This is a genomic window from Dyella sp. 2YAF14 (assembly GCF_052114725.1).
GTDB lineage: Bacteria > Pseudomonadota > Gammaproteobacteria > Xanthomonadales > Rhodanobacteraceae > Dyella.
On sequence record NZ_JBFRFH010000017.1, the window covers coordinates 43,243 to 63,543 of the forward strand.

Annotated in this window: 21 protein-coding genes and 1 tRNA gene; 18 read left to right on the top strand and 4 right to left on the bottom strand. The window is 65.5% G+C overall.

Annotated elements, in window-relative coordinates; all coding sequences use genetic code 11:
- Nucleotides 1–19: 19 nt before the first annotated feature.
- From AB4Y82_RS18260 to AB4Y82_RS18270, 3 genes are all read left to right on the top strand, one after another.
- On the top strand, nt 20–526 hold the full coding sequence (locus tag AB4Y82_RS18260) for a hypothetical protein (RefSeq protein ID WP_441605166.1): 507 nt from the start codon (nt 20–22) through the stop codon (nt 524–526).
- 159 nt (nt 527–685) lie between these two features.
- Nucleotides 686–1,579 carry a 4-hydroxy-tetrahydrodipicolinate synthase gene (gene dapA / locus AB4Y82_RS18265; RefSeq protein ID WP_441605167.1) on the top strand — a complete coding sequence of 298 codons (894 nt, stop codon included), beginning with the start codon at nt 686–688 and terminating at the stop codon, nt 1,577–1,579.
- A 38-nt stretch (nt 1,580–1,617) separates the two neighbouring features.
- A complete protein-coding gene (locus tag AB4Y82_RS18270; protein ID WP_441605168.1) occupies nt 1,618–2,211 on the top strand; it encodes a hypothetical protein in 594 nt (197 codons plus the stop codon).
- Between the two features lie 101 nt (nt 2,212–2,312).
- Here the strand turns inward: AB4Y82_RS18270 and fdxA are convergent, their stop codons facing one another.
- Together fdxA and AB4Y82_RS18280 are read right to left on the bottom strand one after the other, a co-directional pair.
- Nucleotides 2,313–2,636 carry a ferredoxin FdxA gene (gene fdxA / locus AB4Y82_RS18275; RefSeq protein WP_441605169.1) on the bottom strand — a complete coding sequence of 108 codons (324 nt, stop codon included), beginning with the start codon at nt 2,634–2,636 and terminating at the stop codon, nt 2,313–2,315.
- 50 nt (nt 2,637–2,686) lie between these two features.
- Nucleotides 2,687–2,762: transfer RNA gene (locus AB4Y82_RS18280), tRNA-Glu, on the bottom strand.
- Between the two features lie 183 nt (nt 2,763–2,945).
- Here AB4Y82_RS18280 and pcnB point away from each other — a divergent pair.
- The 6 genes from pcnB to pgi all read left to right on the top strand — a co-directional run bounded on the left by pcnB (nt 2,946) and on the right by pgi (nt 8,777).
- The gene (gene pcnB, locus AB4Y82_RS18285) at nt 2,946–4,304 is read left to right on the top strand and encodes a polynucleotide adenylyltransferase PcnB (protein WP_441605170.1); all 1,359 of its coding nucleotides are present in this window, start codon (nt 2,946–2,948) and stop codon (nt 4,302–4,304) included.
- Nucleotides 4,301–4,783, top strand: a complete 483-nt coding sequence (gene folK / locus AB4Y82_RS18290) for a 2-amino-4-hydroxy-6-hydroxymethyldihydropteridine diphosphokinase (protein ID WP_441605171.1) — start codon at nt 4,301–4,303, stop codon at nt 4,781–4,783. The genes pcnB and folK overlap by 4 nt, the downstream gene beginning before the upstream one ends.
- A gap of 56 nt (nt 4,784–4,839) precedes the next feature.
- Complete coding sequence (gene panB / locus AB4Y82_RS18295) at nt 4,840–5,670, top strand: 3-methyl-2-oxobutanoate hydroxymethyltransferase (RefSeq protein ID WP_441605172.1); 831 nt, start codon at nt 4,840–4,842, stop codon at nt 5,668–5,670.
- A 19-nt stretch (nt 5,671–5,689) separates the two neighbouring features.
- Nucleotides 5,690–6,535, top strand: coding sequence for a pantoate--beta-alanine ligase (panC, locus tag AB4Y82_RS18300; protein ID WP_441605173.1), 846 nt, complete (start codon nt 5,690–5,692; stop codon nt 6,533–6,535).
- Between the two features lie 102 nt (nt 6,536–6,637).
- Nucleotides 6,638–7,024 (top strand): aspartate 1-decarboxylase, encoded by a 387-nt coding sequence (gene panD / locus AB4Y82_RS18305; RefSeq protein WP_046971832.1) that lies wholly within the window; start codon nt 6,638–6,640, stop codon nt 7,022–7,024.
- 112 nt (nt 7,025–7,136) lie between these two features.
- Nucleotides 7,137–8,777, top strand: coding sequence for a glucose-6-phosphate isomerase (gene pgi / locus AB4Y82_RS18310; RefSeq protein WP_441605174.1), 1,641 nt, complete (start codon nt 7,137–7,139; stop codon nt 8,775–8,777).
- 97 nt (nt 8,778–8,874) lie between these two features.
- Here pgi and queG read toward each other — a convergent pair whose 3' ends face one another.
- On the bottom strand, nt 8,875–9,945 hold the full coding sequence (gene queG, locus AB4Y82_RS18315; protein WP_441605175.1) for a tRNA epoxyqueuosine(34) reductase QueG: 1,071 nt from the start codon (nt 9,943–9,945) through the stop codon (nt 8,875–8,877).
- 59 nt (nt 9,946–10,004) lie between these two features.
- Here queG and AB4Y82_RS18320 point away from each other — a divergent pair, with 59 nt between their 5' ends.
- The 5 genes from AB4Y82_RS18320 (at nt 10,005) to AB4Y82_RS18340 (ending at nt 16,718) form a co-directional block, all read left to right on the top strand.
- A complete protein-coding gene (locus AB4Y82_RS18320; RefSeq protein WP_441605176.1) occupies nt 10,005–11,489 on the top strand; it encodes an NAD(P)H-hydrate dehydratase in 1,485 nt (494 codons plus the stop codon).
- Entirely contained in the window at nt 11,486–11,944 is a 459-nt protein-coding gene (tsaE, locus tag AB4Y82_RS18325) for a tRNA (adenosine(37)-N6)-threonylcarbamoyltransferase complex ATPase subunit type 1 TsaE (protein ID WP_441605177.1), read from the top strand. Before AB4Y82_RS18320 ends, tsaE begins: the two co-directional genes overlap by 4 nt.
- 196 nt (nt 11,945–12,140) lie before the next feature.
- Nucleotides 12,141–13,793 (top strand): N-acetylmuramoyl-L-alanine amidase, encoded by a 1,653-nt coding sequence (locus tag AB4Y82_RS18330; RefSeq protein ID WP_441605178.1) that lies wholly within the window; start codon nt 12,141–12,143, stop codon nt 13,791–13,793.
- A gap of 86 nt (nt 13,794–13,879) precedes the next feature.
- On the top strand, nt 13,880–15,724 hold the full coding sequence (mutL, locus tag AB4Y82_RS18335) for a DNA mismatch repair endonuclease MutL (RefSeq protein WP_441605179.1): 1,845 nt from the start codon (nt 13,880–13,882) through the stop codon (nt 15,722–15,724).
- A 79-nt stretch (nt 15,725–15,803) separates the two neighbouring features.
- Nucleotides 15,804–16,718, top strand: a complete 915-nt coding sequence (locus AB4Y82_RS18340; RefSeq protein ID WP_441605180.1) for a DUF1684 domain-containing protein — start codon at nt 15,804–15,806, stop codon at nt 16,716–16,718.
- A gap of 62 nt (nt 16,719–16,780) precedes the next feature.
- Here the strand turns inward: AB4Y82_RS18340 and AB4Y82_RS18345 are convergent, their stop codons facing one another.
- A complete protein-coding gene (locus AB4Y82_RS18345) occupies nt 16,781–17,563 on the bottom strand; it encodes an enoyl-CoA hydratase-related protein (protein WP_441605181.1) in 783 nt (260 codons plus the stop codon).
- Nucleotides 17,564–17,716: 153 nt separating this feature from the next.
- Between AB4Y82_RS18345 and AB4Y82_RS18350 the strand changes: the two genes are divergently transcribed.
- From AB4Y82_RS18350 to AB4Y82_RS18365, 4 genes are all read left to right on the top strand, one after another.
- Entirely contained in the window at nt 17,717–18,430 is a 714-nt protein-coding gene (locus tag AB4Y82_RS18350) for an FKBP-type peptidyl-prolyl cis-trans isomerase (RefSeq protein WP_441605182.1), read from the top strand.
- Between the two features lie 117 nt (nt 18,431–18,547).
- Nucleotides 18,548–18,745, top strand: a complete 198-nt coding sequence (locus AB4Y82_RS18355; protein WP_441605183.1) for a DUF1289 domain-containing protein — start codon at nt 18,548–18,550, stop codon at nt 18,743–18,745.
- Between the two features lie 83 nt (nt 18,746–18,828).
- The gene (locus AB4Y82_RS18360; protein WP_441605184.1) at nt 18,829–19,347 is read left to right on the top strand and encodes a CoA pyrophosphatase; all 519 of its coding nucleotides are present in this window, start codon (nt 18,829–18,831) and stop codon (nt 19,345–19,347) included.
- Nucleotides 19,344–20,225: a sulfurtransferase gene (locus tag AB4Y82_RS18365; RefSeq protein ID WP_441605185.1), complete on the top strand. Its 882-nt coding sequence runs from the start codon at nt 19,344–19,346 to the stop codon at nt 20,223–20,225. The genes AB4Y82_RS18360 and AB4Y82_RS18365 overlap by 4 nt, the downstream gene beginning before the upstream one ends.
- Nucleotides 20,226–20,301 lie beyond the last annotated feature (76 nt).

Consider the following 20,301-nt stretch of genomic DNA (forward strand, 5'->3'; position numbering starts at 1 on the left):
ACAACCAGGGGGTTAGATCATGAAGTTGGTGCGTGCGCAGCTTGCTGTTGCGGTATTGGTGTTTCTTGTTCCTGCGACTTCGCTGCTGGCGAAGAGCCCGCCACCGCCTGACGTCAAGGCCGATACGAGGGATACATTCGCCCCTGTGGCCGACCATGTGCGCGAACAGATGCAGGCAGGCGGCCGCTTTGAGTTCGTCAACGCTGAGGAGCGCGGCACCGTCACCAAGGACCTTGGTGATATGCAGTCGCTCCTGGATCGGTTCACCAAGGTCGACGCCATGGACGACAAGTCCAAGATCCAGCTCTACAACGACCAGTCCGAGATCAATGCGATCCTTACCCGCCGCGATGGCGACAAAGAGATCTGCGTACACGAACAACCCACCGGGTCCCATCTTCCGAAGACCACCTGTCGCAAGTACAGCGATATGGAGCGCGATCGCGCGGCCACGATGCAGATGAAGGATGAGATGTTGCATACCACCATCCCGAAACCCCTGCTGATCGGTCCGAACGCCCATTGAGGGGGAATCCAGGACTGCGCCCGCTCCATGGACTTGGGCGGGCTGTCCAGGGTGAATTCGGACGCGGGATAGCGCTGGCAGGGCCGGCCCAGGGCTCTGTATTGGCTGAACAAGCTTTTCCGGTAACATGCCGGGTTTGAGTTTCAGGCGGAGCCGGTCTTGAACATTCGCGGAAGCATCTGTGCGCTGGTCACGCCGTTCGCGGCGGACGGGGCGCTTGATCTTGCGGCTTTCGCAAAGCTGCTTGACTACCAGATCGACGGCGGAACCGAAGGCGTGGTCGTGGCCGGTTCAACCGGCGAGGCCCATATGCTCGAGCACGACGAATACGAGCGCCTGCTCGCGTTTGCCGTGGAACGGGTGGCCGGCCGCATGTTGGTCCTTGCCGGGACCGGCGAGGCGGGCACGGCCAAGACCGTGGCGCTCACGCGGCGTGCGAAAGCGCTGGGTGCTGATGCGGCCCTGGTGGTGGCTCCGTACTACGTGCGACCGACCCAGGAAGGCCTGCGTCGCCATTTCCTCGAAGTGGCTGACCATGGCGGCCTGCCGGTGGTGCTGTACAACGTGCCGGCGCGCACGGGTTGCGACCTGCTGCCGGCAACGGTGGCTGAACTGCGCGACCACCCGGCCATCGTGGGCCTCAAGGAAGCGCTGGGCACCGATGAAAGGATTCGCGCCATCGCGGAACTTGCGCGGCCGGATTTCGTCTATCTGTCCGGTGACGACGGCACGGCCTGCAAGGCGATGCTCGCTGGCGCGGCGGGGACGATCTCGGTGGTAGCCAATCTGGTGCCTCGCGCGTTTCGCATGTTGTGCGATGCCGCCACGGCAGGCGATCGGGCTGAAGCACAGCGTTGCGACGCCGTGCTGGCGCCGCTGGTTTCGGCGCTCAACTGCGCGCCGAACCCGATTGCTGTGAAGGCCGGATTGCCGCCGCTGGGCTTGGGATTGGCGGCGCCACGCCTGCCTTTGGTTGAATTGGAGGATGGTCCGGACCGCGCGCGACTTCGCGAAGCGCTGGCGGGTCTGGCATCCTTGGCGAATGCGGCCTGACATTTCGGGCAACTGATACTCCTACGGAATCTGCTTACATGAAGAAATCCCCGCTTGTCGTGGCCCTGCCGGTACTGGCCCTGTCTGCCTTGCTGCTCTCTGGCTGCGGCATGTTCCGTTCGCAGAAGGCCTGGGAAACGGCCAAACAGGAGTCGCCGCTGGAAATTCCGCCGGGCCTGGATACGCCTTCCACCAGCGCCGCGCTGGTCATTCCGGAAGCGGGCGCCAACAACCCGACCTCCAATGGTGCGACCGCGCGCGTGGGCAACAGCAGCGCCCAGATCGCCGACGGCTTTGTGCTGAACGACAGCATCGACAACACCTATCGCCGCGTGGGCCAGGCCCTGGAGAATGGTGATATTGGCCAGGTGGTGGGGCACGACGATGACGCGCACACCTATACGCTTAGCGTGGTCGCATCGGATCAGCCGACCCAGAAGAAGGGCTTCTTCAGCAGCATGTTCAACGGCAAGTCCAAGGAGTCTGCGGATGCCCCGGGCGCCAAGCCGCGCCAGGTGCTGCTGACCGTGGGCACCAGCGGCGAGAAGGCCAGCGAAGTGCGCGCCCAGGGCGATGCCGCCGCGGTGGCCAAGGTGATCGATACCCTCAAGGGTCGCATGGGCGGCGGTTGATCCGTTGCCTTACGGCCAATAAAAACGCCGCCTCAAGGGCGGCGTTTTTTTATGCGCGAACCGGGGTGTCCTGCGGAGGGGTACAGCGTCCGGGATGGCGTTCAGCGTTCGAGCAGGTCGAGCTTGTTTGGCTTGTTTTCCCAGTCCTTGGCGTCGGCGAGGCCGTCCTTGCGCTCGGTGATGACCGGCCAGCTCTTGGCCAGCGCCGCGTTCAGGGCAGTGAAGCTTTCCTGTCCGGCGGGCACGTCGTCTTCCGGATAGATCGCGTTGATCGGGCACTCCGGCTCGCACAAGGTGCAGTCGATGCACTCGTCCGGATCGATCACGAGGAAGTTGGGGCCTTCGTGGAAGGCGTCGACGGGGCAAACTTCGACACAGTCGGTGTATTTGCACTTGATGCAGTTGTCGGTGACGACAAAAGTCATACGCTCTCGTGCCTGTCTTGAATGAGCCGGGGCCCGTGCCAGGCCGGAAGTGGCGCTCCCTACGAGGTTCGAACTCGTGTTCCCGCCTTGAGAGGGCGGTGTCCTAGGCCACTAGACGAAGGGAGCGAAATGCACCGGAGCGCGCTAGTATAGCGGAATTGCTTCGCCCGGCAATGCCCTCAGGGGCTCAAGGACCGACCGGGCGGACGGCCACCGGCCCGATGGGGCATGGTGGAATGTGGAGGCGGCGGAACGATGCCGCATTGATCGCTTTGAATGGCGCTAAGCGCCTGCAAGGATCCAGACCGCTTGAATCACGACGCAAGGACCAACGCCACGCCTGCATTGCGCATCATCCCGCGCGAGCAGCACGTGATTTCGCGCAAGAACATCAGCAAGGCAGCGCTGCGCGTGCTCTATCGCCTCAACGAGGCCGGCTACCAGGCCTATCTGGTGGGAGGCGCCGTTCGCGACCTGCTGCTGGGCGGTCATCCCAAGGACTTCGACGTGGCCACCAACGCCACGCCCGACGAGGTCAAGAAACTCTTCCGCAATTCGCGCCTGATCGGCCGCCGTTTCCGGCTGGCCCACGTGGTGTACGGTCCGGAAATCATCGAAGTGGCCACCTTCCGTGGCACCGGCGAAGAAGAAGGCGAGGGCGATCGCCACATCGTCGACGGCCGCATCGTGCGCGACAACGTGTGGGGCTCGATCGAAGAGGACGCGATCCGTCGCGACTTCCGCGTCAACGCGCTGTACTACGACATCAGCGATTTCTCGGTGCGCGACTATGTCGGCGGCATGCAGGACGTGCAGGACCGCGTGCTGCACCTGATCGGCGATCCGGAAACGCGCTACCGCGAAGATCCCGTGCGCATGCTGCGTGCCGTGCGCCTCGCGGCCAAGCTCAATTTCCGCATCGACGCGGCCGCCGCGGCGCCGTTCGACGAGCTCGGGCCGCTGCTGGCCGACGCTGCGCCGGCGCGATTGTTTGACGAGTCGCTCAAGCTGTTCCTGTCAGGGCATGGCCTCAAGAGCTTCCACATGCTCGAACAGACCGGCCTGCTGAAGTTCATGTTTCCGGCCACGGCACGCGCGCTCAAGCGCGGCGACAAGGCGCTGCGTGCGCTGATCGAGCAGGGCCTGGCCAATACCGATGCACGCGTCGCCGAAGGCAAGTCGGTGACGCCGGCCTTCCTGTTCGCCGTGCTGCTGTGGGGCGAAGTGCGCGACCTGGCGCATACCTGGATCACCAAGGGCATGGAGCCAGTGGCCGCGTGGGAACGCGCCGCCACCCACGTCATCGTCGAGCAATGCCAGCGCGTGGCGATCCCGCGTCGTTTCACGCTGACCATGGAAGAAATCTGGGGCATGCAGCCGCGCTTTGAACAAGTGCAGCGCAAGCGCGTATTCCGCCTGATGACGCATCCGCGTTTCCGTGCCGCCTTCGACTTCCTGCTGCTGCGTGCGGAGGAATCCCCCGCGGTGCGCGAGCTCGGCGCATGGTGGCAGCACGCGCAGCAGTTGCCGCACGAAACGCTGGCGGCGGCCTTGTCGGGCAGCGCGTCGGGTTCGGCAGTGGAAAGCGCTGCGCCGGCCGCCAAGCCGCGCAAGCGCCGTCGTCGCAAGCCGAGCTCGAAGTCGGGCAACAAGTCGGATCCCGCGTGACGGTTGCGTTCATTGCGTTGGGCAGCAACCTAGGCGACGCGCAAGGACACGTGCTGGGCGCGTTCGGCGCGCTGGATGCACTCCCGCAAACCCGCTTGCTCGCCCGCTCAGCGCTGTATCTCACGCCTCCCTGGGGCGTGCTCGATCAACCTGCTTTCATCAATGCGGTCGCTCAGATCGATACCGGACTGACGCCGCACCAGCTGCTCGATGCCTTGCTGAAGATCGAGCGCGATGCCGGCCGGGTGCGCGATGGCGAGCGCTGGGGCCCGCGCACGCTTGATCTCGATGTGCTGCACATGGACGGCGTCGTGCTATCGGACGATCGCCTGACGCTGCCTCATCCGCGCATGGCTGAGCGTGCTTTTGTACTGTTGCCACTGAACGACCTGGCGCCGACGCTGGAGTTGCCGGGCCAGGGTAAGGTGGCGGATCTGCTGGCAGGCATCGAAACCACCGGTTGCGAGCGTCTGCCTTGAGCCCTTCACGCCACACGCGGGATAATCCGCGCCTGCCTCCGTTCTAGGGAATTGTCGTGTACTCGCAAAAAGCGAACGCCCCCACGCGCAAGCCGGTCACCGTGCCGGCGTTGCGCGGGATGAAGGAAGCAGGCCAACGCATCGTCATGCTCACCTGTTACGACGCGAGTTTCGCGGCGCAATTGGAAATGGCTGGCGTCGACGTGGCGCTGGTGGGCGACTCGCTCGGCATGGTGATCCAGGGGCACAAAAGCACGCTGCCGGTGACGCTGGACCACATGGTCTATCACACCAGCATCGTGTCGCGCGGACTCAACGCCACTTTGCTCATCGCCGACTTCCCGTTCATGGCCGATCGCGATGTCGCCCACGCGTTGGAAGCTGGCGCGCAGCTGGTGGGCGAGGGTGGCGCCGCGATGGTGAAGATCGAGGGCGCCTCGCCGCATATTCTCGAAGTGATCACCGCGCTGGTCGAACGCGCCATTCCGGTATGCGCGCACCTGGGCCTGACGCCGCAATCGGTGCACAAGTTCGGCGGTTTCCGTATCCAGGGCCGCGCGCAGGACGCCGCCGACCGCCTGGTCGAGGACGCCAAGGCGGTGGAAGCCGCGGGCGCCGACCTGCTTGTGCTGGAAGGCATTCCCACCGCACTGGGCGAGCGCATCACGCAGGCTGTGTCCATTCCTACCATTGGCATCGGCGCCGGCCCGCATTGCGACGGGCAGGTGCTGGTGATCCACGACATGCTGGCGGTGACGCCCGGCAAGCGACCCAAGTTCAGCAAGGATTTCCTCGCAGGACGCGACTCTGTGGCTGCGGCGATCGCGGCCTATGCCGAGGATGTGCGCAGTGGCGCCTTCCCGGCGCCGGAACATTGCTTCGACTGAGGCAGCAGAGCTCAAAGACATGCAGACTGTGCAAGATGCCGCGGCGCTCCGCGCCACCATCCGCGGCTGGCGCGGCCAGGGCCTTACGGTGGGTTTCGTGCCCACCCTGGGTAACCTGCACGCCGGTCACCATTCGTTGATCAAACTGGCCCGAGCCCGCGCCGATCGGGTAGTGGCCAGCGTGTTCGTCAATCCCACCCAGTTCGGCCCGAACGAAGACTTCGAGCGTTATCCGCGCACCCTGGTGCAGGATCAGGTGGGGTTGGCCGAACAGGACTGCGACCTGCTGTTTGCCCCGGAAGTGCCCACGCTGTACCCGTTCGGCGCGCAGAACAGCGTGAGCATCCATGTGCCGCAACTCACCGAAACGCTCGAGGGTGCCCACCGCCCGGGGCATTTCGACGGCGTGGCTACGGTGGTGTGCAAGCTGTTCAACCTGGTGGAGCCGGATCTGGCCGTGTTTGGCCAGAAGGATTTCCAGCAGCTCAAGGTGATCGAGCGGATGGTTCGCGATCTCTCGCTGCCGGTGAAGATCATTGCGGCGCCCACGCTGCGTGCCGAGGACGGCCTCGCCTTGAGCTCGCGAAACCAGTACCTCTCGGCCGAACACCGCACCCTGGCGCCGCAGATCTACGCCACCCTGCAGCAGATGCGCGATCTCATCGCCAAGGGGCACGCCTGGTCGGTGGTGGAGCAGGCGGCGGCTTCCAAGCTTGCCCGGGCCGGTTTCGACCCTGATTACGCCGTCATTCGGCGCTCCGAAGACCTGGCTGAACCGGTCGACGGCGAGACCGAAGGCCTGGTCGCCCTGATCGCGGCCCGGCTGGGCTCGACCCGGCTGATCGACAACTTGCCTTTCGACTGACCGACCCCATCAAGGGCCTGCCGGGACCCCATGTTGCGACGCGGCGCGTCTCGGCGGGATAATAGTGGGCTACGCGGGCAATTCCTGCCGGAAACTGAAGTCATGAACCTGAACATGCTCAAGGCCAAGATCCACCGTGCGACGGTGACCCATGCCGAGCTCCATTACGAAGGCTCCATCGCCATCGACGGCCTGTTGCTCGATGCCTCCGGCATTCGCGAGTACGAGCAGATCCATGCGTGGAACATCAACAACGGCAAGCGCTTCGTCACTTACGCGCTGCGTGCCGAGGAAGGCTCGGGCATCATCTCGGTGAACGGCAGCGCCGCCCACCGCGCACAGCCGGGCGACCTGGTCATCATTGCCGCGTTCTGCCAGCTGTCCGAGGCCGAGCTCGAGCAGTTCCAGCCGACCCTGGTGTACGTGGACGCCAACAACGCCATCTCGCACACCAATCGCTCGATTCCCAAGCAGATGGCCGCGGCCTGAAGCTTTGCGCCTCGCCTCAGGGCGGGGCCTGGGTGCGGTGCAACAATCTGCTGGCAAAGGGTGCGCGAAGCTGCGTAAGATCGACGTCCCCCTTCGCCGAGCATGAGTTCCCATGTCGTCCGAGCGCCGTCCGTCTTTTCTTGCAGAACACGTTGACCGGCTCGCAGGCACGCACCTGCGGGAATTGCTGAAGGACGCCGCCCGCGGCAAGCGCCTGCGCCATCGCCTCGGGCCAATCCTGCTGGACCTGAGTCGCCAGAAGCTCGACCAGGTTGCGTTGGACGCTCTCGGCGCGCACGTCGAAGCCAGCGGCTGGCAGGCAGCGCGCGATGCGATGTTCTCCGGCCAGCCCATCAATACCTCCGAAGACCGTGCGGTGCTGCACACCGCGCTGCGCGCCGGCGGTTCGCAATTGCCTTCGCCCGCACCGCGCGATGCGCTCAAGGAAATCGACGCCACGCTCAAGCGCATCGATGCGCTGGTCAAGGCCGTGGAACTCGGCGACGCCAGCGCCTTCGGCGTGGCGCCCGGCATCACCGACATCGTGAACATCGGCATCGGCGGCTCGGACCTCGGGCCGCGCCTCGCTGCCCGCGCGCTCACGCCGTATCACGTGCCGGGGCTGCGCAGTCATTTCCTCACCAATGTGGACGGCCAGTCCGCCTACGAGCTGATGCATCAGCTCGATCCCAAGCGCACGCTGGTGATCGTGGTCTCCAAGACCTTCACCACGCAGGAAACCTTGCTCAACGGCAACGTGATGCGCGAGTGGATCAGCCGCGCCTACGACGGCGACCAGGCTGCCGTGTCGCGCCACTTTCTTGCCGTGAGCGCCAATGTCGCCGAGGCGGCAAAGTGGGGCATTCCGGCGGCACAGGTTTATCCGATGTGGGACTTCGTCGGTGGCCGCTTTTCCGTGTGGTCGGCCGTGGGCCTGTCGCTCGCGCTGGCTATCGGCTCGTACAACTTCCACGAGCTGCTCAAAGGCGCGGCGCTGGTGGACGATCATTTCCGCAGCGCGGCCTGGTCGGAGAACTTGCCGGTGCTGCTGAGTCTGGTGGAGTACTGGAACCGCGACGTCCAGGGCCGCGGCAGTCGCGCAGTGATCCCTTACGCCGACCTGCTCACCGATCTCACCTCCTACCTGCAGCAGCTGGAAATGGAGAGCCTGGGCAAGCAGGTCACCAAGCAGGGACAGCCGGTCGCGCAACCGACCTCGGCGGTGGTGTGGGGCAGCGTGGGCACCAATGCGCAGCATGCGTATTTCCAGTCGCTGCACCAGGGCACCGATGTGGTGCCGCTGGAGTTCATCGGCGTGGTGAAGCCGGCGCACGATCTCACCGCAAACCACGAGGCGCTGTTGTCGAACTTGCTCGCCCAGGCGGCTGCGCTTGCGCTGGGCAAGACGTTCGACGAAGCGCTCGCCGAAGCGAAGTCGGGTACTGACGAAGAGCGTCGCGTGCTGGCCGCGCAGCGCACTTTCCCGGGCGATAGACCCAGCACGGTGATGCTACTGGACGCGCTCACGCCGGAAAGCCTCGGTGCACTGATCGCGTTGTACGAGCACAAGGTGTTCATGCTTGGCCACCTGTGGGGTGTCAACGCGTTCGATCAGTGGGGCGTGGAGCTGGGCAAGTCGATTGCGCGGCAGATTCTGCCGGCGTTGGAAGAGGGCGGGGCGAAGAAGGTCGCAGGACTGGATTCGTCCACGCAGGCGCTGATCGAGGCGATCCACGAGCGCCGCAAGGTCTGAGCCGCCACTGTGGGAGCGCACCCTGTGCGCGACAGGCCTCGCGAGGCGTCAGTCGCGCACAGGGTGCGCTCCCACAGGATAAGCATTGTTGTGCGTGTCAGGCAGGATGCTTCGCCAGCGCCCACGCTACATGCTCGCGCACGATCTCCGACGGATGATCGCTGCGCGCTAGCAGCGCATCCCGCACCTCATCCGAATGAGGCGCATTGCCCAGCGCCACCGCGATATTGCGCAGCCAGCCTTCGTAGCCGGTGCGACGGATGGCCATGCCTTCCGTGCGCTGCAGGAATTCCTGCTCGCTCCAGCCGAACAGCTCCACCAGCTTCGCGCCATCAAGCCGATGACGCGGCGCGAAATCCGGTTCAGTCGCATCCTGCGCAAATTTGTTCCAGGGACAGATCAGCTGGCAATCGTCGCAGCCGAAAATGCGGTTGCCGATCGGCTCGCGTAGTTCCTCGGGAATACTTCCGCGCAATTCGATGGTGAGATACGAAATGCAGCGTCGCGCATCGAGCTTGTATGGCGCGACGATCGCCTGGGTAGGGCAGATATCGATGCAGCGACGGCAGCTCCCGCAGTGCGCGCTGGCAGGTGCGTCCACCGGCAGTGGCAGATTGGTGTAGAGCTCGCCGAGGAAGAAGTACGAACCGGCGCTGCGGTTGATCAGCACGGTGTGCTTGCCGATCCAGCCCAGTCCCGCATTTCGGGCGAGCGCTTTTTCGAGCACGGGAGCCGAATCGACGAAGGCGCGATAGCCGAAGTCGCCGATGGCGCCATGAATGCGCTCGGCCAACTTCTGCAAGCGGTTGCGCATGAGCTTGTGATAGTCGCGGCCCAACGCATAGCGCGCGACATAACCGGCTTCGGCATCGCCCAGGACATTCCACGCGTTGCGCGTGCCCGGCGGAATGTAATCCATGCGCACGGAAACGACGCGAAGCGTGCCCGGTTCCAGTTCCGCCGGGCGGCTGCGTTTGTCGCCGTGGCGGGCCATGTAATCCATCTCGCCGTGATGGCCGTCGTCCAGCCAACGCTTCAGGTGCACCTCGTCCTCGCCCAGCTCGGTGCCGGCGATGCCGCAATCGGCAAAGCCAAGCTCCTGCGCCCAGCGCTTGATATCGAGCGCAAGCGCAGCGTAGTCGGCAGGTGGGGCGGCAACAGGGGACATGTGGCTATTGTAGGCGGTCCGTGCGCTAAGGCCTGCGCTGGCATGCCTATAATTCCCGCATGACTGCCCACCCCCATCGTCACGAGCTCTATACCGTCGAACAGGTGCGAGCGCTCGATCGCCGCGCCATCGAAGAGCTCGGCATTCCCGGTTACGAACTGATGCAGCGCGCCGCCGCTGCGGCGCTGGTTTGCCTGCGCCAGCATTGGCCGCAGGCGCGGCGCATCGCGGTGTACTGCGGCCCCGGCAACAACGGTGGCGACGGCTTCCTGCTGGCGGCGCTGGCGCGTGAGGCCGGACTGCATGCCGACGTTTTTGCGCTGGGCGAGAGCCGTGGCGACGACGCTGGTCGCGCGCGTCGCGAGTTCGAGCACGGCGGCGGTACGGTGCACGTGTGGAGCGACGCCGTCGCGCTTCCGTCGGTCGATGTGCATGTCGATGCCTTGTACGGCACCGGCCTGCAACGCGCGCTGGCAACCGAGGTCGCTGCGCTGGTCCGGCACATACATGCGACCGGCGCGCCGGTGTTGGCGTTGGACGTGCCCTCGGGCGTCAATGCCGATACCGGTGATGTGCCGGGCGAGGCGGTGCAGGCCAGCGTCACCGTGACCTTCATCGCGCCCAAACGCGGGCTCTATACGGGGCTGGCGCCGGGCTATGTGGGAACCGTGCAGTTGGAGTCGTTGGGCTTGCCGGAAACGCTTTGGCAGCACGCCCGTGCGGCTGCAGAACTGATGCATCCGTGGACGCTGCCGCCGCGTCCGCGACAATCGCACAAGGGCAATAACGGGCACGTGCTGGCCATCGGCGGCGATCACGGCACGGCCGGTGCGATCCGCTTGTGCGGTGAAGCGGCCCTGCGCGGTGGCGCCGGACTGGTCAGCGTCGCGACCCGTGCCGAACATCTGATCGCACTCAACAGCGCCCGGCCAGAGCTGATGGCCCATGAGGTAAACGGGCCGCAGGCGCTGGAGGCCTTGCTGCCGCGTGCCAGCGTGCTCGCCGTGGGACCCGGACTGGGGCAGGGAGCGTGGGGGCATGCACTGTGGTTGACCGCGCTCGACGCCGATCTGCCGCTGGTGCTCGATGCGGACGGCCTGAATCTGCTCGCGCTCGAGCCGCGCGAGTTCTCCCGCCCGGCGGTGATCACGCCGCATCCCGGCGAGGCAGCGCGCCTGCTGGGATGCGATACCAAGGCCATCGCGGCCGACCGTTTTGCGGCCGTGTGCGAACTGGCCAGGCGCTATCGGGTCGTCGCGGTGCTGAAGGGCGCAGGTAGCCTGGTGGCCGATCCGCAGGGGCGTGTTGCCGTCTGTCCCTGGGGCAATCCGGGCATGGCCAGCGGCGGCATGGGGGATCTGCTGACCGGCATCGTCGCCGCGCTGCTGGCGCAAGGCTGCGACGCCTGGCAGGCCGCCACCCTGGGTGTCTCCCTGCATGCCCGCGCGGGCGATCTGGCGGCCCGTCACGGCGGTGAGCGTGGCTTGATCGCCAGCGACTTGCTGGAGCCGCTGCGCCGGCTGCTCAACGGAATCGACGCATGACGGAACCGAGCTGGAATCTGCCCGACGAAGCCACCACCGCCGCGCTGGCCACCCGCCTGGCCGGCGCGCTCGATGATGGCCTGGTGGTCTATCTGCATGGCGACCTGGGCGCCGGCAAGACCAGCTTTGCCCGTGCACTGCTCGGCGCCCTGGGCGTCGGCGAGCGCATCAAGAGCCCGACCTATAGCCTGGTTGAGTCCTATCGCGCCAACGGACGGCCGGCCTGGCATCTGGACCTCTACCGCATCGCCGATCCCGGCGAGCTGGAATGGCTGGGTCTGGACGCGCTGTCCGATCCCTCGGCCCTAGTGCTGGTGGAGTGGCCCGAGCGTGGTGCGGGCGCCTTGCCGGCCCCTGACCTGGTCGTGCACCTCAGTTATGCCGGGAGCGGGCGCCATGCCCGCATGGAAGTGCGCACCCCCCGCGGCGCGGCGGTCACCTCGCGTCTGGCCTGACGTAAACGCGGCCCGAATCACCTAAGTATCGGTACTTGCTGAGATTTTTCCCTCGGCAGGCATAAGGGAATTCGCCTTCAGTTTGCGTGGCTTGCGGCCGATAGCTGGATGTCGCCTGACAAAACTTACGCAGGTTATGGATATTCAAGGGAAAACCTATTGCAATCCCCGGGCGGGTGGGCTTCAATTCCGCTCCATGAAGGGATATAGGACGCATCCTGCTCTGCTCAGTGCCGTGGCCCTGCTGGCCGTGGTGCCTTTTTGCGCGTCGCGCGCGGCCGATGTGAAGTCCGCCCGCGTCTGGGCAGGCCCCGAATACACCCGCGTGGTGCTCGATGTTTCCGGCCCGGTTACCTACAAGGTCGACCAGGACGGCGACGAGCTGACCGTGGACATCAACGGCAGCTCGGTCGTTGGCGGCTTCAATTACCCGGCGGCCACGGGCCTGTACAAGGGCATGAGCGGCGCCAAGCAGGGCAATAACGTCCGCCTGACCGCCAAGGTCGATCCCTCGAGCAACGTCAAAAGCTTCCTGCTCAAGCCGCAGGCGGAGTACGGCTACCGCTTGGTGGTCGATCTTTATCCGGGCAGCGGCTCGGTGGCTAAGGCCTCGTCGCCGGAAAAGCGGCCTGTACCGAATATTCCCATCCCGGCTGCCGCCCCATCGGATGACGACGGCGACAGCGCCTCCGCCTCCGCCTCGGCTGCCGCAGCGCCCGAAGCTGCTCCGCCGCCGGCTGCCATGCCGCCGCCGGCACCCATGCCCGAGTCGCGCAGCTCGACCCGCTCCTCGCTGAAGCCGACCCAGAGCGGCATGGCCTCGACGCGTGCGGCAGCCAGCCTGCTCAATGGCGAGCGCAAGGTGGTGATCGCCATCGATGCCGGTCACGGCGGCGATGACCCGGGCGCTCACGGTCCGGGCGGGACGCTGGAGAAGAACGTCACCCTCGCGGTGGCGCGCCAGCTGGCGGACCAGATCAACCAGCAGCCCGGCATGCGTGCCGTCCTGACCCGCAACGCCGATTTCTTTATCCCGCTGGCGCAGCGCTACCAGATCGCCCGCAACAACTCGGCGGACCTGTTCGTCTCGATCCACGCCGACGCCTTCATCAACGGCGACGCCAAGGGTTCGTCCGTGTGGGTGCTCTCGCCACGCGGCAAAACCAGCATGGCTGCGCGCTGGCTGGCCGACGGCCAGAACCGGGCCGACCTGATCGGCGGCGTGACGCTGGACGACAAGAACGACGGCCTGGCGGCCGTGCTGCTCGACCTGCAGCAGGGTTATTCCATGCAGGCCAGCGAATCGGTGGCAGGCAACGTGCTGAAGGCGCTGGGAAATCTCGGCCCCACCCATCGCGGCTACGTAGAGCGCGCCAACTTCGTGGTGCTGCGCTCGCCGGATGTGCCCTCGATCTTGGTCGAGACGGCCTTCATCAGCAATCCGGACGAAGAGCGCAAGCTGCGCGATCCTTCGCACCAGTCGCGTCTCGCCGCGGCGGTGATGACGGGCGTGCGCGGCTATTTCGAAGCCACGCCGCCGCCGGGCAGCTGGTTTGCCGCGCAAGCCTCGCGTCGCAACGGCATGGCGAATGTCGCCAGCTCGCAGGGCGACGACGAGACCGCTGCCAAGGCCACACGTGCCGTGGCACAGGCGATGGCCTCCACGCCCAGTGCCGGGAGTCGCGCCGATGACGGTGTGCAGGACCTGCACCGGGTGGAGCGGGGCGAAAGCCTGCGCAGCATCGCCAAGCAGTACGGCGTCAGCGTCAATGCGATCAAGAACGCGAACAAGCTGGAAAGCGACAGTTCGGTGCGCGTGGGCATGATGTTGGCCATACCCGCCGGCTGAAGCGGCTGCTCAACGAATCACCAACAACGCCGCCTCCGGGCGGCGTTCTGCTTTCGCCGGGGGCCGTCAGGTTCTAAGCTTCGCCGATGCCAGTCATTCGTCCCCTGCCTCCCGAACTCATCAATCAGATCGCTGCCGGTGAAGTGATCGAACGGCCTTCTTCCGTCGTGAAGGAACTGGTCGAAAACAGTCTCGACGCCGGCGCCACGCGCATTGAAGTGGATATCGAACAAGGCGGTTCCCGCCTGATCCGCGTACGCGACGACGGCTGCGGCATCGTGCCCGACGAATTGGCGCTGGCGGTGGCCTCGCACGCCACCAGCAAGATCGGCAGCTTCGACGATCTGGAGCACGTGGCCAGCATGGGCTTCCGCGGCGAGGCGCTGGCCTCGGTGTCGTCGGTGGCCCGCTTTGCGCTGACCTCGCGCGCGCAGGGACTGGATACGGCGTTCCGCATCGAAGTAGATGGCGGCAAGCTGCAGGCGGCACGTCCCGCGCAGCATCCGCAGGGCAGCAGCGTGGAAGTGCGCGACTTGTTCTACAACGTGCCCGCACGCCGCAAATTTCTCCGCGCCGAGCGCACCGAATTCGCGCATATCGACGATCTGCTGAAATCGCTCGCCCTGGCGCGCGGCTCGGTGGAATTTCGCCTGAGCCACAACGGCAAGCCGGTGCGCATGCTCAAGGCCGCGCGCGACGAAAGCGCCGCCTTGCAGCGCGTGGCCGAAGTGCTGGGCGAGGAATTCCCCGCGCAAAGCCTGCGTATCGATCATGCAGCGGCCGGGCTGCATCTGTCGGGCTGGGTGGGTCTGCCCACCGCCTCGCGTTCGCAGGCTGATTCGCAGTACTTCTACGTCAACGGCCGGCTGGTGCGCGATCGCATCGTGGCGCATGCGGTGCGCCAGGCCTATGCGGACGTGCTGTTCCATGGCCGTCATCCGGCCTTTGTGTTGTATCTGGAACTGGATCCGGTCGGGGTGGATGTGAATGTCCATCCGGCCAAGAGTGAAGTGCGCTTTCGCGAGCAGCGGCTCGTGCACGATTTTCTGTTTCGCACGCTGCACGAAGCGCTCGCGCAGACGCGCGCAGGCAACGTGGGTCTGCCTGCTGCCGAGTCGCCGATGGCGGGAGCGGCGCCGTCGTACAGTTACAGCATGGCCCCGTCGTCGGGATCGGCCAGCGCCGCGCCCGCATGGCCCAATGCCTTGAGCCAGAGCCGCTTGAGCCTGGGCGTGCGAGACGAGCCGCTCGCTGGCTACGCCGCTCTCTTGGGCGAACCCTCGACAGTGTCCGCACCGTTGTCGTTCGCTGCCAATGCGCCGATGCCGGACGCGTCCGAAGAGGAAGCGCCGCCGCTGGGCTTCGCCATCGCGCAGCTCAAGAGCATCTATATCCTGGCTGAAAATGCGCACGGCCTGATCCTGGTGGACATGCACGCCGCGCACGAGCGCATCACCTACGAAAAGCTCAAGGCTGGTCGCGTCTGCAGCAACCTGCGTTCGCAGATGCTGCTGGTGCCGATGAATGTGGCGGTGAGTGCGAAAGAGGCCGCCGCGGCCGAGGAACACGCCGAGGCCTTGGCGGAGTGGGGCATGGAGCTCTCGCGCAGCGGTCCGTCCGGTGTGGTGGTGCGGCGCATTCCCGCCCTGCTGGAAGGCGCCGATGTGGCGCAGCTCTGTCGCGACGTGCTTTCCGAGCTGGCCCAGCACGGCAGTTCGCGTCGTCTGCAGGAGTTGGAGAACGAGCTGCTCTCGACCATGGCCTGCCATGGCTCGGTGCGTGCGGGGCGCCGCCTCACCATTCCGGAAATGAACGCGCTGCTGCGCGAAATGGAAGCGACCGAGCGCTCCGGGCAGTGCAATCACGGACGTCCGACCTGGACCCAGCTGAGCCTGCCCGAGCTGGACAAGTTGTTCCTGCGCGGTCGCTGACGAGTTTCTGTACCGAGCGGCGCTTGCCCGGTTTGTAAATGGACGGCCATACTGCTGTTTCATTCCGACGGGGCCTGCCATGTTGCGTACCGCCGTTCTTGCCTTTGCCTTGAGCCTTGGAGTTGCCACCGTGCAAGCTCAGACCCCTACCTCCGCTGCGGCGACGGATTTCTCCCAGCAAAACGTCAACTGGCAGAACAAGCGTCTTGCCGGCCTCACCGCACCCAATGGCTGGCTCAGCCTGATCGGCCTGGAGTGGCTGAAGGAAGGCGCCAATCGCGTGGGCAGCGCGGCCGACAACGACATCGTGCTGAAAGCCGGTCCGGCCCACCTGGGTGTGGTGACCCTGGCCAAGGACGGCAGCATGCACATCGTGTTCGACAAGCACAGCGCGGCCACCGTGGATGGCAAGAGCGTGCCCGAAGCGGCGCTGGTCGACGACATGCACGCCGGTGACAGCGCGCCGTCGGTGGTGGCGTTCGGTTCGGCCAGCTTCCTGGTGATCGAGCGCGATGGCCGCAAGGCCTTGCGCGTGAAGGACAGCAACGCCGACACGCGCACGCACTTCCTGGGGCTGGATTACTACACGCCCGATCCGTCGTGGCGCATCGAGGCTGACTGGGTGCCGTTCGACCCGCCGCACGAGCTGGAGATCGGCTCGGTGCTGGGCACGGTCAACAAGGAAAAGGTGCCGGGCAAGGCGGTGTTCCATCGCGACGGCCACACCTACGAGCTGATGCCGATCCAGGAAGAACCCGATTCGCTGTTCTTCGTCATCGCCGATCGCACGTCCGGCAAGGACACCTATGGCGCAGCCCGTTTCATGTATGCGGATCTGCCGAAGGACGGCAAGGTCGTGCTCGACTTCAATCGCGCCTACAACCCGCCGTGTGCATTCACGCCGTACGCCACCTGTCCGCTGGCGCCGCCGGAGAACCGTCTGGATCTGGCCGTGACCGCGGGCGAGAAGAATTACCGCGGCAGCCATCACTGAGCGCTGCCCGATCCGCGCCATGACAACGACGGCCAGCCCTGCGCTGGCCGTCGCTTTTTGCGTTAGCGACCCTTGAAGTCCGCCTTGCGCTTTTCCAGGAAGGCCGTAGTGCCTTCGCGCATGTCTTCGGTGGCGAAGGCCAGCGCGAACGCCTGCGTTTCAAACTCCAGACCCTGATCGATACTCGTTTCGCCACCCTGCAGCACGGCGTCCAGGATGCCGGCAGCGGCGAGCGGCGCGGCGGCGGCCAACTGATCGGCCATGGCGTTGACCGTTTCATCCAGCGCCTCAGGCGCGACCACGCGGGTCACCACGCCCAGCTCATAGGCGCGCTGGGCGTTGATGGTGGCGCCCAGCAGGCACAGCTCCAACGCCGCGCCACGGCCGGCCAGGCGCAGCAGGCGCTGGGTGCCGCCGAAGCCGGGGATCAGTCCCAGGTTGATTTCGGGCTGGCCGAACTTGGCCTTTTCGCTGGCCACGCGCAGGTGACAGCACATCGCCAGCTCCATGCCGCCGCCGAGGGCGAAGCCCTGGATGCGCGCGATCACCGGCTTGCCCAGTCGCTCGACCAGGCTCATCAGTCGCTGCCCGGTGCGCGAGAAACTCTGTGCCTGCACAGGCGTATAGCCATTCATCTCGGCGATGTCCGCACCGGCCACAAAGGCCTTCTCACCCGCGCCGGCCAACACGACTACCCGCACCGCATCGTCCTGGGCGGCCTGGGTGAAGGCCAGCGTCAGCTCGTTGAGCGTCTCCCGATTGAGCGCATTGAGCTTGTCCGGGCGATTGACGGTGATGGTGCGCACCGCGCCGCGGTTGGCGATTTCCAGGTTGCGATAGGCCATGATTCGACTCCGGCGGAAAAGGCGCCATGGTAGCAGCGGGAACCTTTGCCGCCTCCGGCGTTCGAAGGCACAGACGCCGGATGGACCGGCGTCGCTGCACGATTCGCCCGGACCGCTTACGATGGCCAGGTTGCAGCCGCAATGGAGGAAGGCATGGCACAACTGCGTTGGCTAGCTCTGGGCATCCTGTGTTGGGGTGGTCTGGCGCATGCTCAGGTCAGTGGCGCCCCGCAGGATCAGTCGCAGGTCAAGCTGGACAAGACCAAGCTGTCCTACGCCATCGGTTTCCAGATCGGCAGCCAGTTCGCCAACGGCGATCCGGACGTCGATATCCCCACGCTGCTGCGCGCGATCCAGGACGCCTACGCCAAAAAGCATCCCACCGTGTCGATGCGCGACATGCACGACCAGCTGCGCGAACTCGACGAGCAGATGCATAGCCAGGCGCTGGCGCAATTCAAGCGCGTGGCGGAAACCAATGCGCGCAAGAGCGCCGATTACATGGCGCGCAACCGCAGCAAGCCGGGCGTGATCCAGCTGCCGTCGGGCATCCAGTACGAAGTGGTGAAGCAGGGCACCGGCACCAGGCAGGTACCGGAAGGCTCGGTGGTCACCGTGAACTTCCGCGCCATGCTGATCGACGGCACCGAGTTCGACAGCTCATGGGCGCATGGTTCGCCGGTGAGTTTCGTGGTGAACAACAAGGTGATCCCGGGCTGGCAGGAAGTGATCCAGCGCATGCACGTCGGCGATCTGTGGAAAGTCACCGTGCCGCCTGCCATGGCCTATGGCATCAAGGGCGATCCGCCGCGCATCGGGCCGAACGAAGCGCTGGTGTTCGAAATCGAGCTGCTCGAGATCAAGTAATGGCATCCGCCTGAGCGCTGCCGCCCATGGCGGCGTTCGAATGACGGCCTGCGCCCCTTGCGATAGAATGGGGGCTTCGCTGGCACACTCCGTGCCGCGCTGATAGTTCCTCGCAGCATGACAGCGGCAGACGGCACCCCTGGTCCATCCGGCAATCCCCTCAGTCCTTGCATTGGCATCTGCCGGCTGGACGAACGCGGCTATTGCATCGGCTGCCTGCGCACAGGTGTTGAAATCGCCGGATGGCGGGCCATGGATGACCAGGAGCGACTTCGCTACATGCGCGACGTGCTGCCTCCCCGGAAACGACCGTGATGGGTGAGCTGCTGACCGACTTGAGTCACGCAGTATTGCCCTTGTCGTCACCGCCAACGGGCCGGGGTTGGAATCATTCGGACATGGTCCAGTTGATCGGCGACACGCCGCGTCGCCCGGCCGCCGTACTGGTTGGTGTACGCGACGGCGTGCAGCCGCGACTGGTGTTGACCGTGCGTACTGACCATCTGCAGGATCACGCGGGGCAGGTGGCGTTTCCCGGCGGTCGCACCGACCCCGGCGATGCCGACGCGATTGCCACCGCCTTGCGCGAAAGCGAAGAAGAAATTGGCCTCGAAAGCCGCCTGGTGACACCGCTGGGTTTTCTCGATCGCTTCGAAACCATCAGCGGTTACAGCGTCACGCCGGTGGTCGCGCGCATCGACGGCGACGCGCGCCTGTATCCCGCGCCGGCCGAAGTGGCCGAAGTATTCGAAGTGCCGCTGTCGTTCTTCCTTGAACCGCGCAATCTCAAGCGCTACACCATGGATTTCCGCGGTCACCGCCGCGACATGGTGGAATTCGTGCATGGCGGCCACCGCATCTGGGGTGCCACCGCCGCCATGGTGTTCAATCTCCTGCAGAGGATGGGACGCGCATGACACTCAAGACCACCTTGATCGACGTCAAGGAACTGGTGGCGCTTGCACCAGCCGATGTGTTGATCGTCGATTGTCGTTTCGACCTGATGGCGCCCGGCAGCGGCGAACGTGATGTCGGCAAGGGTGAGCGTGATTATCGCGAAGGGCATATCCCTGGCGCGGTTTACGCGAGTCTGGACAGCGATCTATCCGATCTCTCGCGCAAACCGCTGGGTTTGGGGAGACACCCCTTGCCGCTGGAAGCCGCGTTCTCCGAATCCCTGTCGCGCTGGGGTTGGCGCGAAGGCATGCAGATCGTGTGCTACGACGCCGCCAACGGTTCGCTCGCTGCCGCTCGCCTCTGGTGGCTGTTGCGCCTCTCTGGCATCCGCGACGTTGCCGTGCTCGATGGCGGTTTCCAGGCCTGGGTGGCTGCGGGCATGCCGGTCGAGTCGGGCGATGTGGTTCGCGAGCCGCAACCGGTCAGCCTCTATTTCGATGCCGAACAAGCCATCGTCGATCACGCCGCGCTGCGCGGCGATGCGCAGCGCGTGTTGCTCGATGCGCGTGCTGTTCCGCGTTATCGCGGCGAGGTCGAGCCCATCGATCCGGTAGGTGGCCATGTGCCCGGCGCGCTCAATCGGCCCTTCTCGGAAAATCTGCAAGAGGATGGCCACTTCAAGTCGGCCGATGTCCTACGCCAGGAATTCCAGACACTGCTCGGCGCGCATGCGCCCAGCGACGTCGTGCATATGTGCGGCTCGGGCGTCACCGCCTGCCACAACCTGCTAGCGATGGAACACGCTGGACTCACCGGCTCGCGTCTTTACGCGCCGTCGTGGAGCGGCTGGGTGAGCGATGCGAGTCGGCCCGTGGCCAAGGGCGCTGAGCCCGGCTGAGCCTCGGTTTTTGTAGGAGCGCACCCTGTGCGCGACCCGGCGCCGCATGGCGCCGTTCGCGTACAGGGTGCGCTCC

Excerpts from the sequence above, each read along its gene's own strand:
- AB4Y82_RS18355 (WP_441605183.1), top strand. The coding sequence starts at position 18,548 with ATGACAGCGGCAGACGGCACCCCTGGTCCATCCGGCAATCCCCTCAGT.
- tsaE (WP_441605177.1), top strand. The coding sequence starts at position 11,486 with ATGACGGAACCGAGCTGGAATCTGCCCGACGAAGCCACCACCGCCGCG.
- AB4Y82_RS18340 (WP_441605180.1), top strand. The coding sequence starts at position 15,804 with ATGTTGCGTACCGCCGTTCTTGCCTTTGCCTTGAGCCTTGGAGTTGCC.
- panD (WP_046971832.1), top strand. The coding sequence starts at position 6,638 with ATGAACCTGAACATGCTCAAGGCCAAGATCCACCGTGCGACGGTGACC.
- AB4Y82_RS18365 (WP_441605185.1), top strand. The coding sequence starts at position 19,344 with ATGACACTCAAGACCACCTTGATCGACGTCAAGGAACTGGTGGCGCTT.
- fdxA (WP_441605169.1), bottom strand. The coding sequence starts at position 2,636 with ATGACTTTTGTCGTCACCGACAACTGCATCAAGTGCAAATACACCGAC.
- queG (WP_441605175.1), bottom strand. The coding sequence starts at position 9,945 with ATGTCCCCTGTTGCCGCCCCACCTGCCGACTACGCTGCGCTTGCGCTC.
- AB4Y82_RS18320 (WP_441605176.1), top strand. The coding sequence starts at position 10,005 with ATGACTGCCCACCCCCATCGTCACGAGCTCTATACCGTCGAACAGGTG.
- AB4Y82_RS18260 (WP_441605166.1), top strand. The coding sequence starts at position 20 with ATGAAGTTGGTGCGTGCGCAGCTTGCTGTTGCGGTATTGGTGTTTCTT.
- mutL (WP_441605179.1), top strand. The coding sequence starts at position 13,880 with ATGCCAGTCATTCGTCCCCTGCCTCCCGAACTCATCAATCAGATCGCT.
- AB4Y82_RS18345 (WP_441605181.1), bottom strand. The coding sequence starts at position 17,563 with ATGGCCTATCGCAACCTGGAAATCGCCAACCGCGGCGCGGTGCGCACC.
- AB4Y82_RS18360 (WP_441605184.1), top strand. The coding sequence starts at position 18,829 with ATGGTCCAGTTGATCGGCGACACGCCGCGTCGCCCGGCCGCCGTACTG.
- panC (WP_441605173.1), top strand. The coding sequence starts at position 5,690 with ATGCAGACTGTGCAAGATGCCGCGGCGCTCCGCGCCACCATCCGCGGC.
- AB4Y82_RS18330 (WP_441605178.1), top strand. The coding sequence starts at position 12,141 with ATGAAGGGATATAGGACGCATCCTGCTCTGCTCAGTGCCGTGGCCCTG.
- AB4Y82_RS18270 (WP_441605168.1), top strand. The coding sequence starts at position 1,618 with ATGAAGAAATCCCCGCTTGTCGTGGCCCTGCCGGTACTGGCCCTGTCT.
- pgi (WP_441605174.1), top strand. The coding sequence starts at position 7,137 with ATGTCGTCCGAGCGCCGTCCGTCTTTTCTTGCAGAACACGTTGACCGG.
- AB4Y82_RS18350 (WP_441605182.1), top strand. The coding sequence starts at position 17,717 with ATGGCACAACTGCGTTGGCTAGCTCTGGGCATCCTGTGTTGGGGTGGT.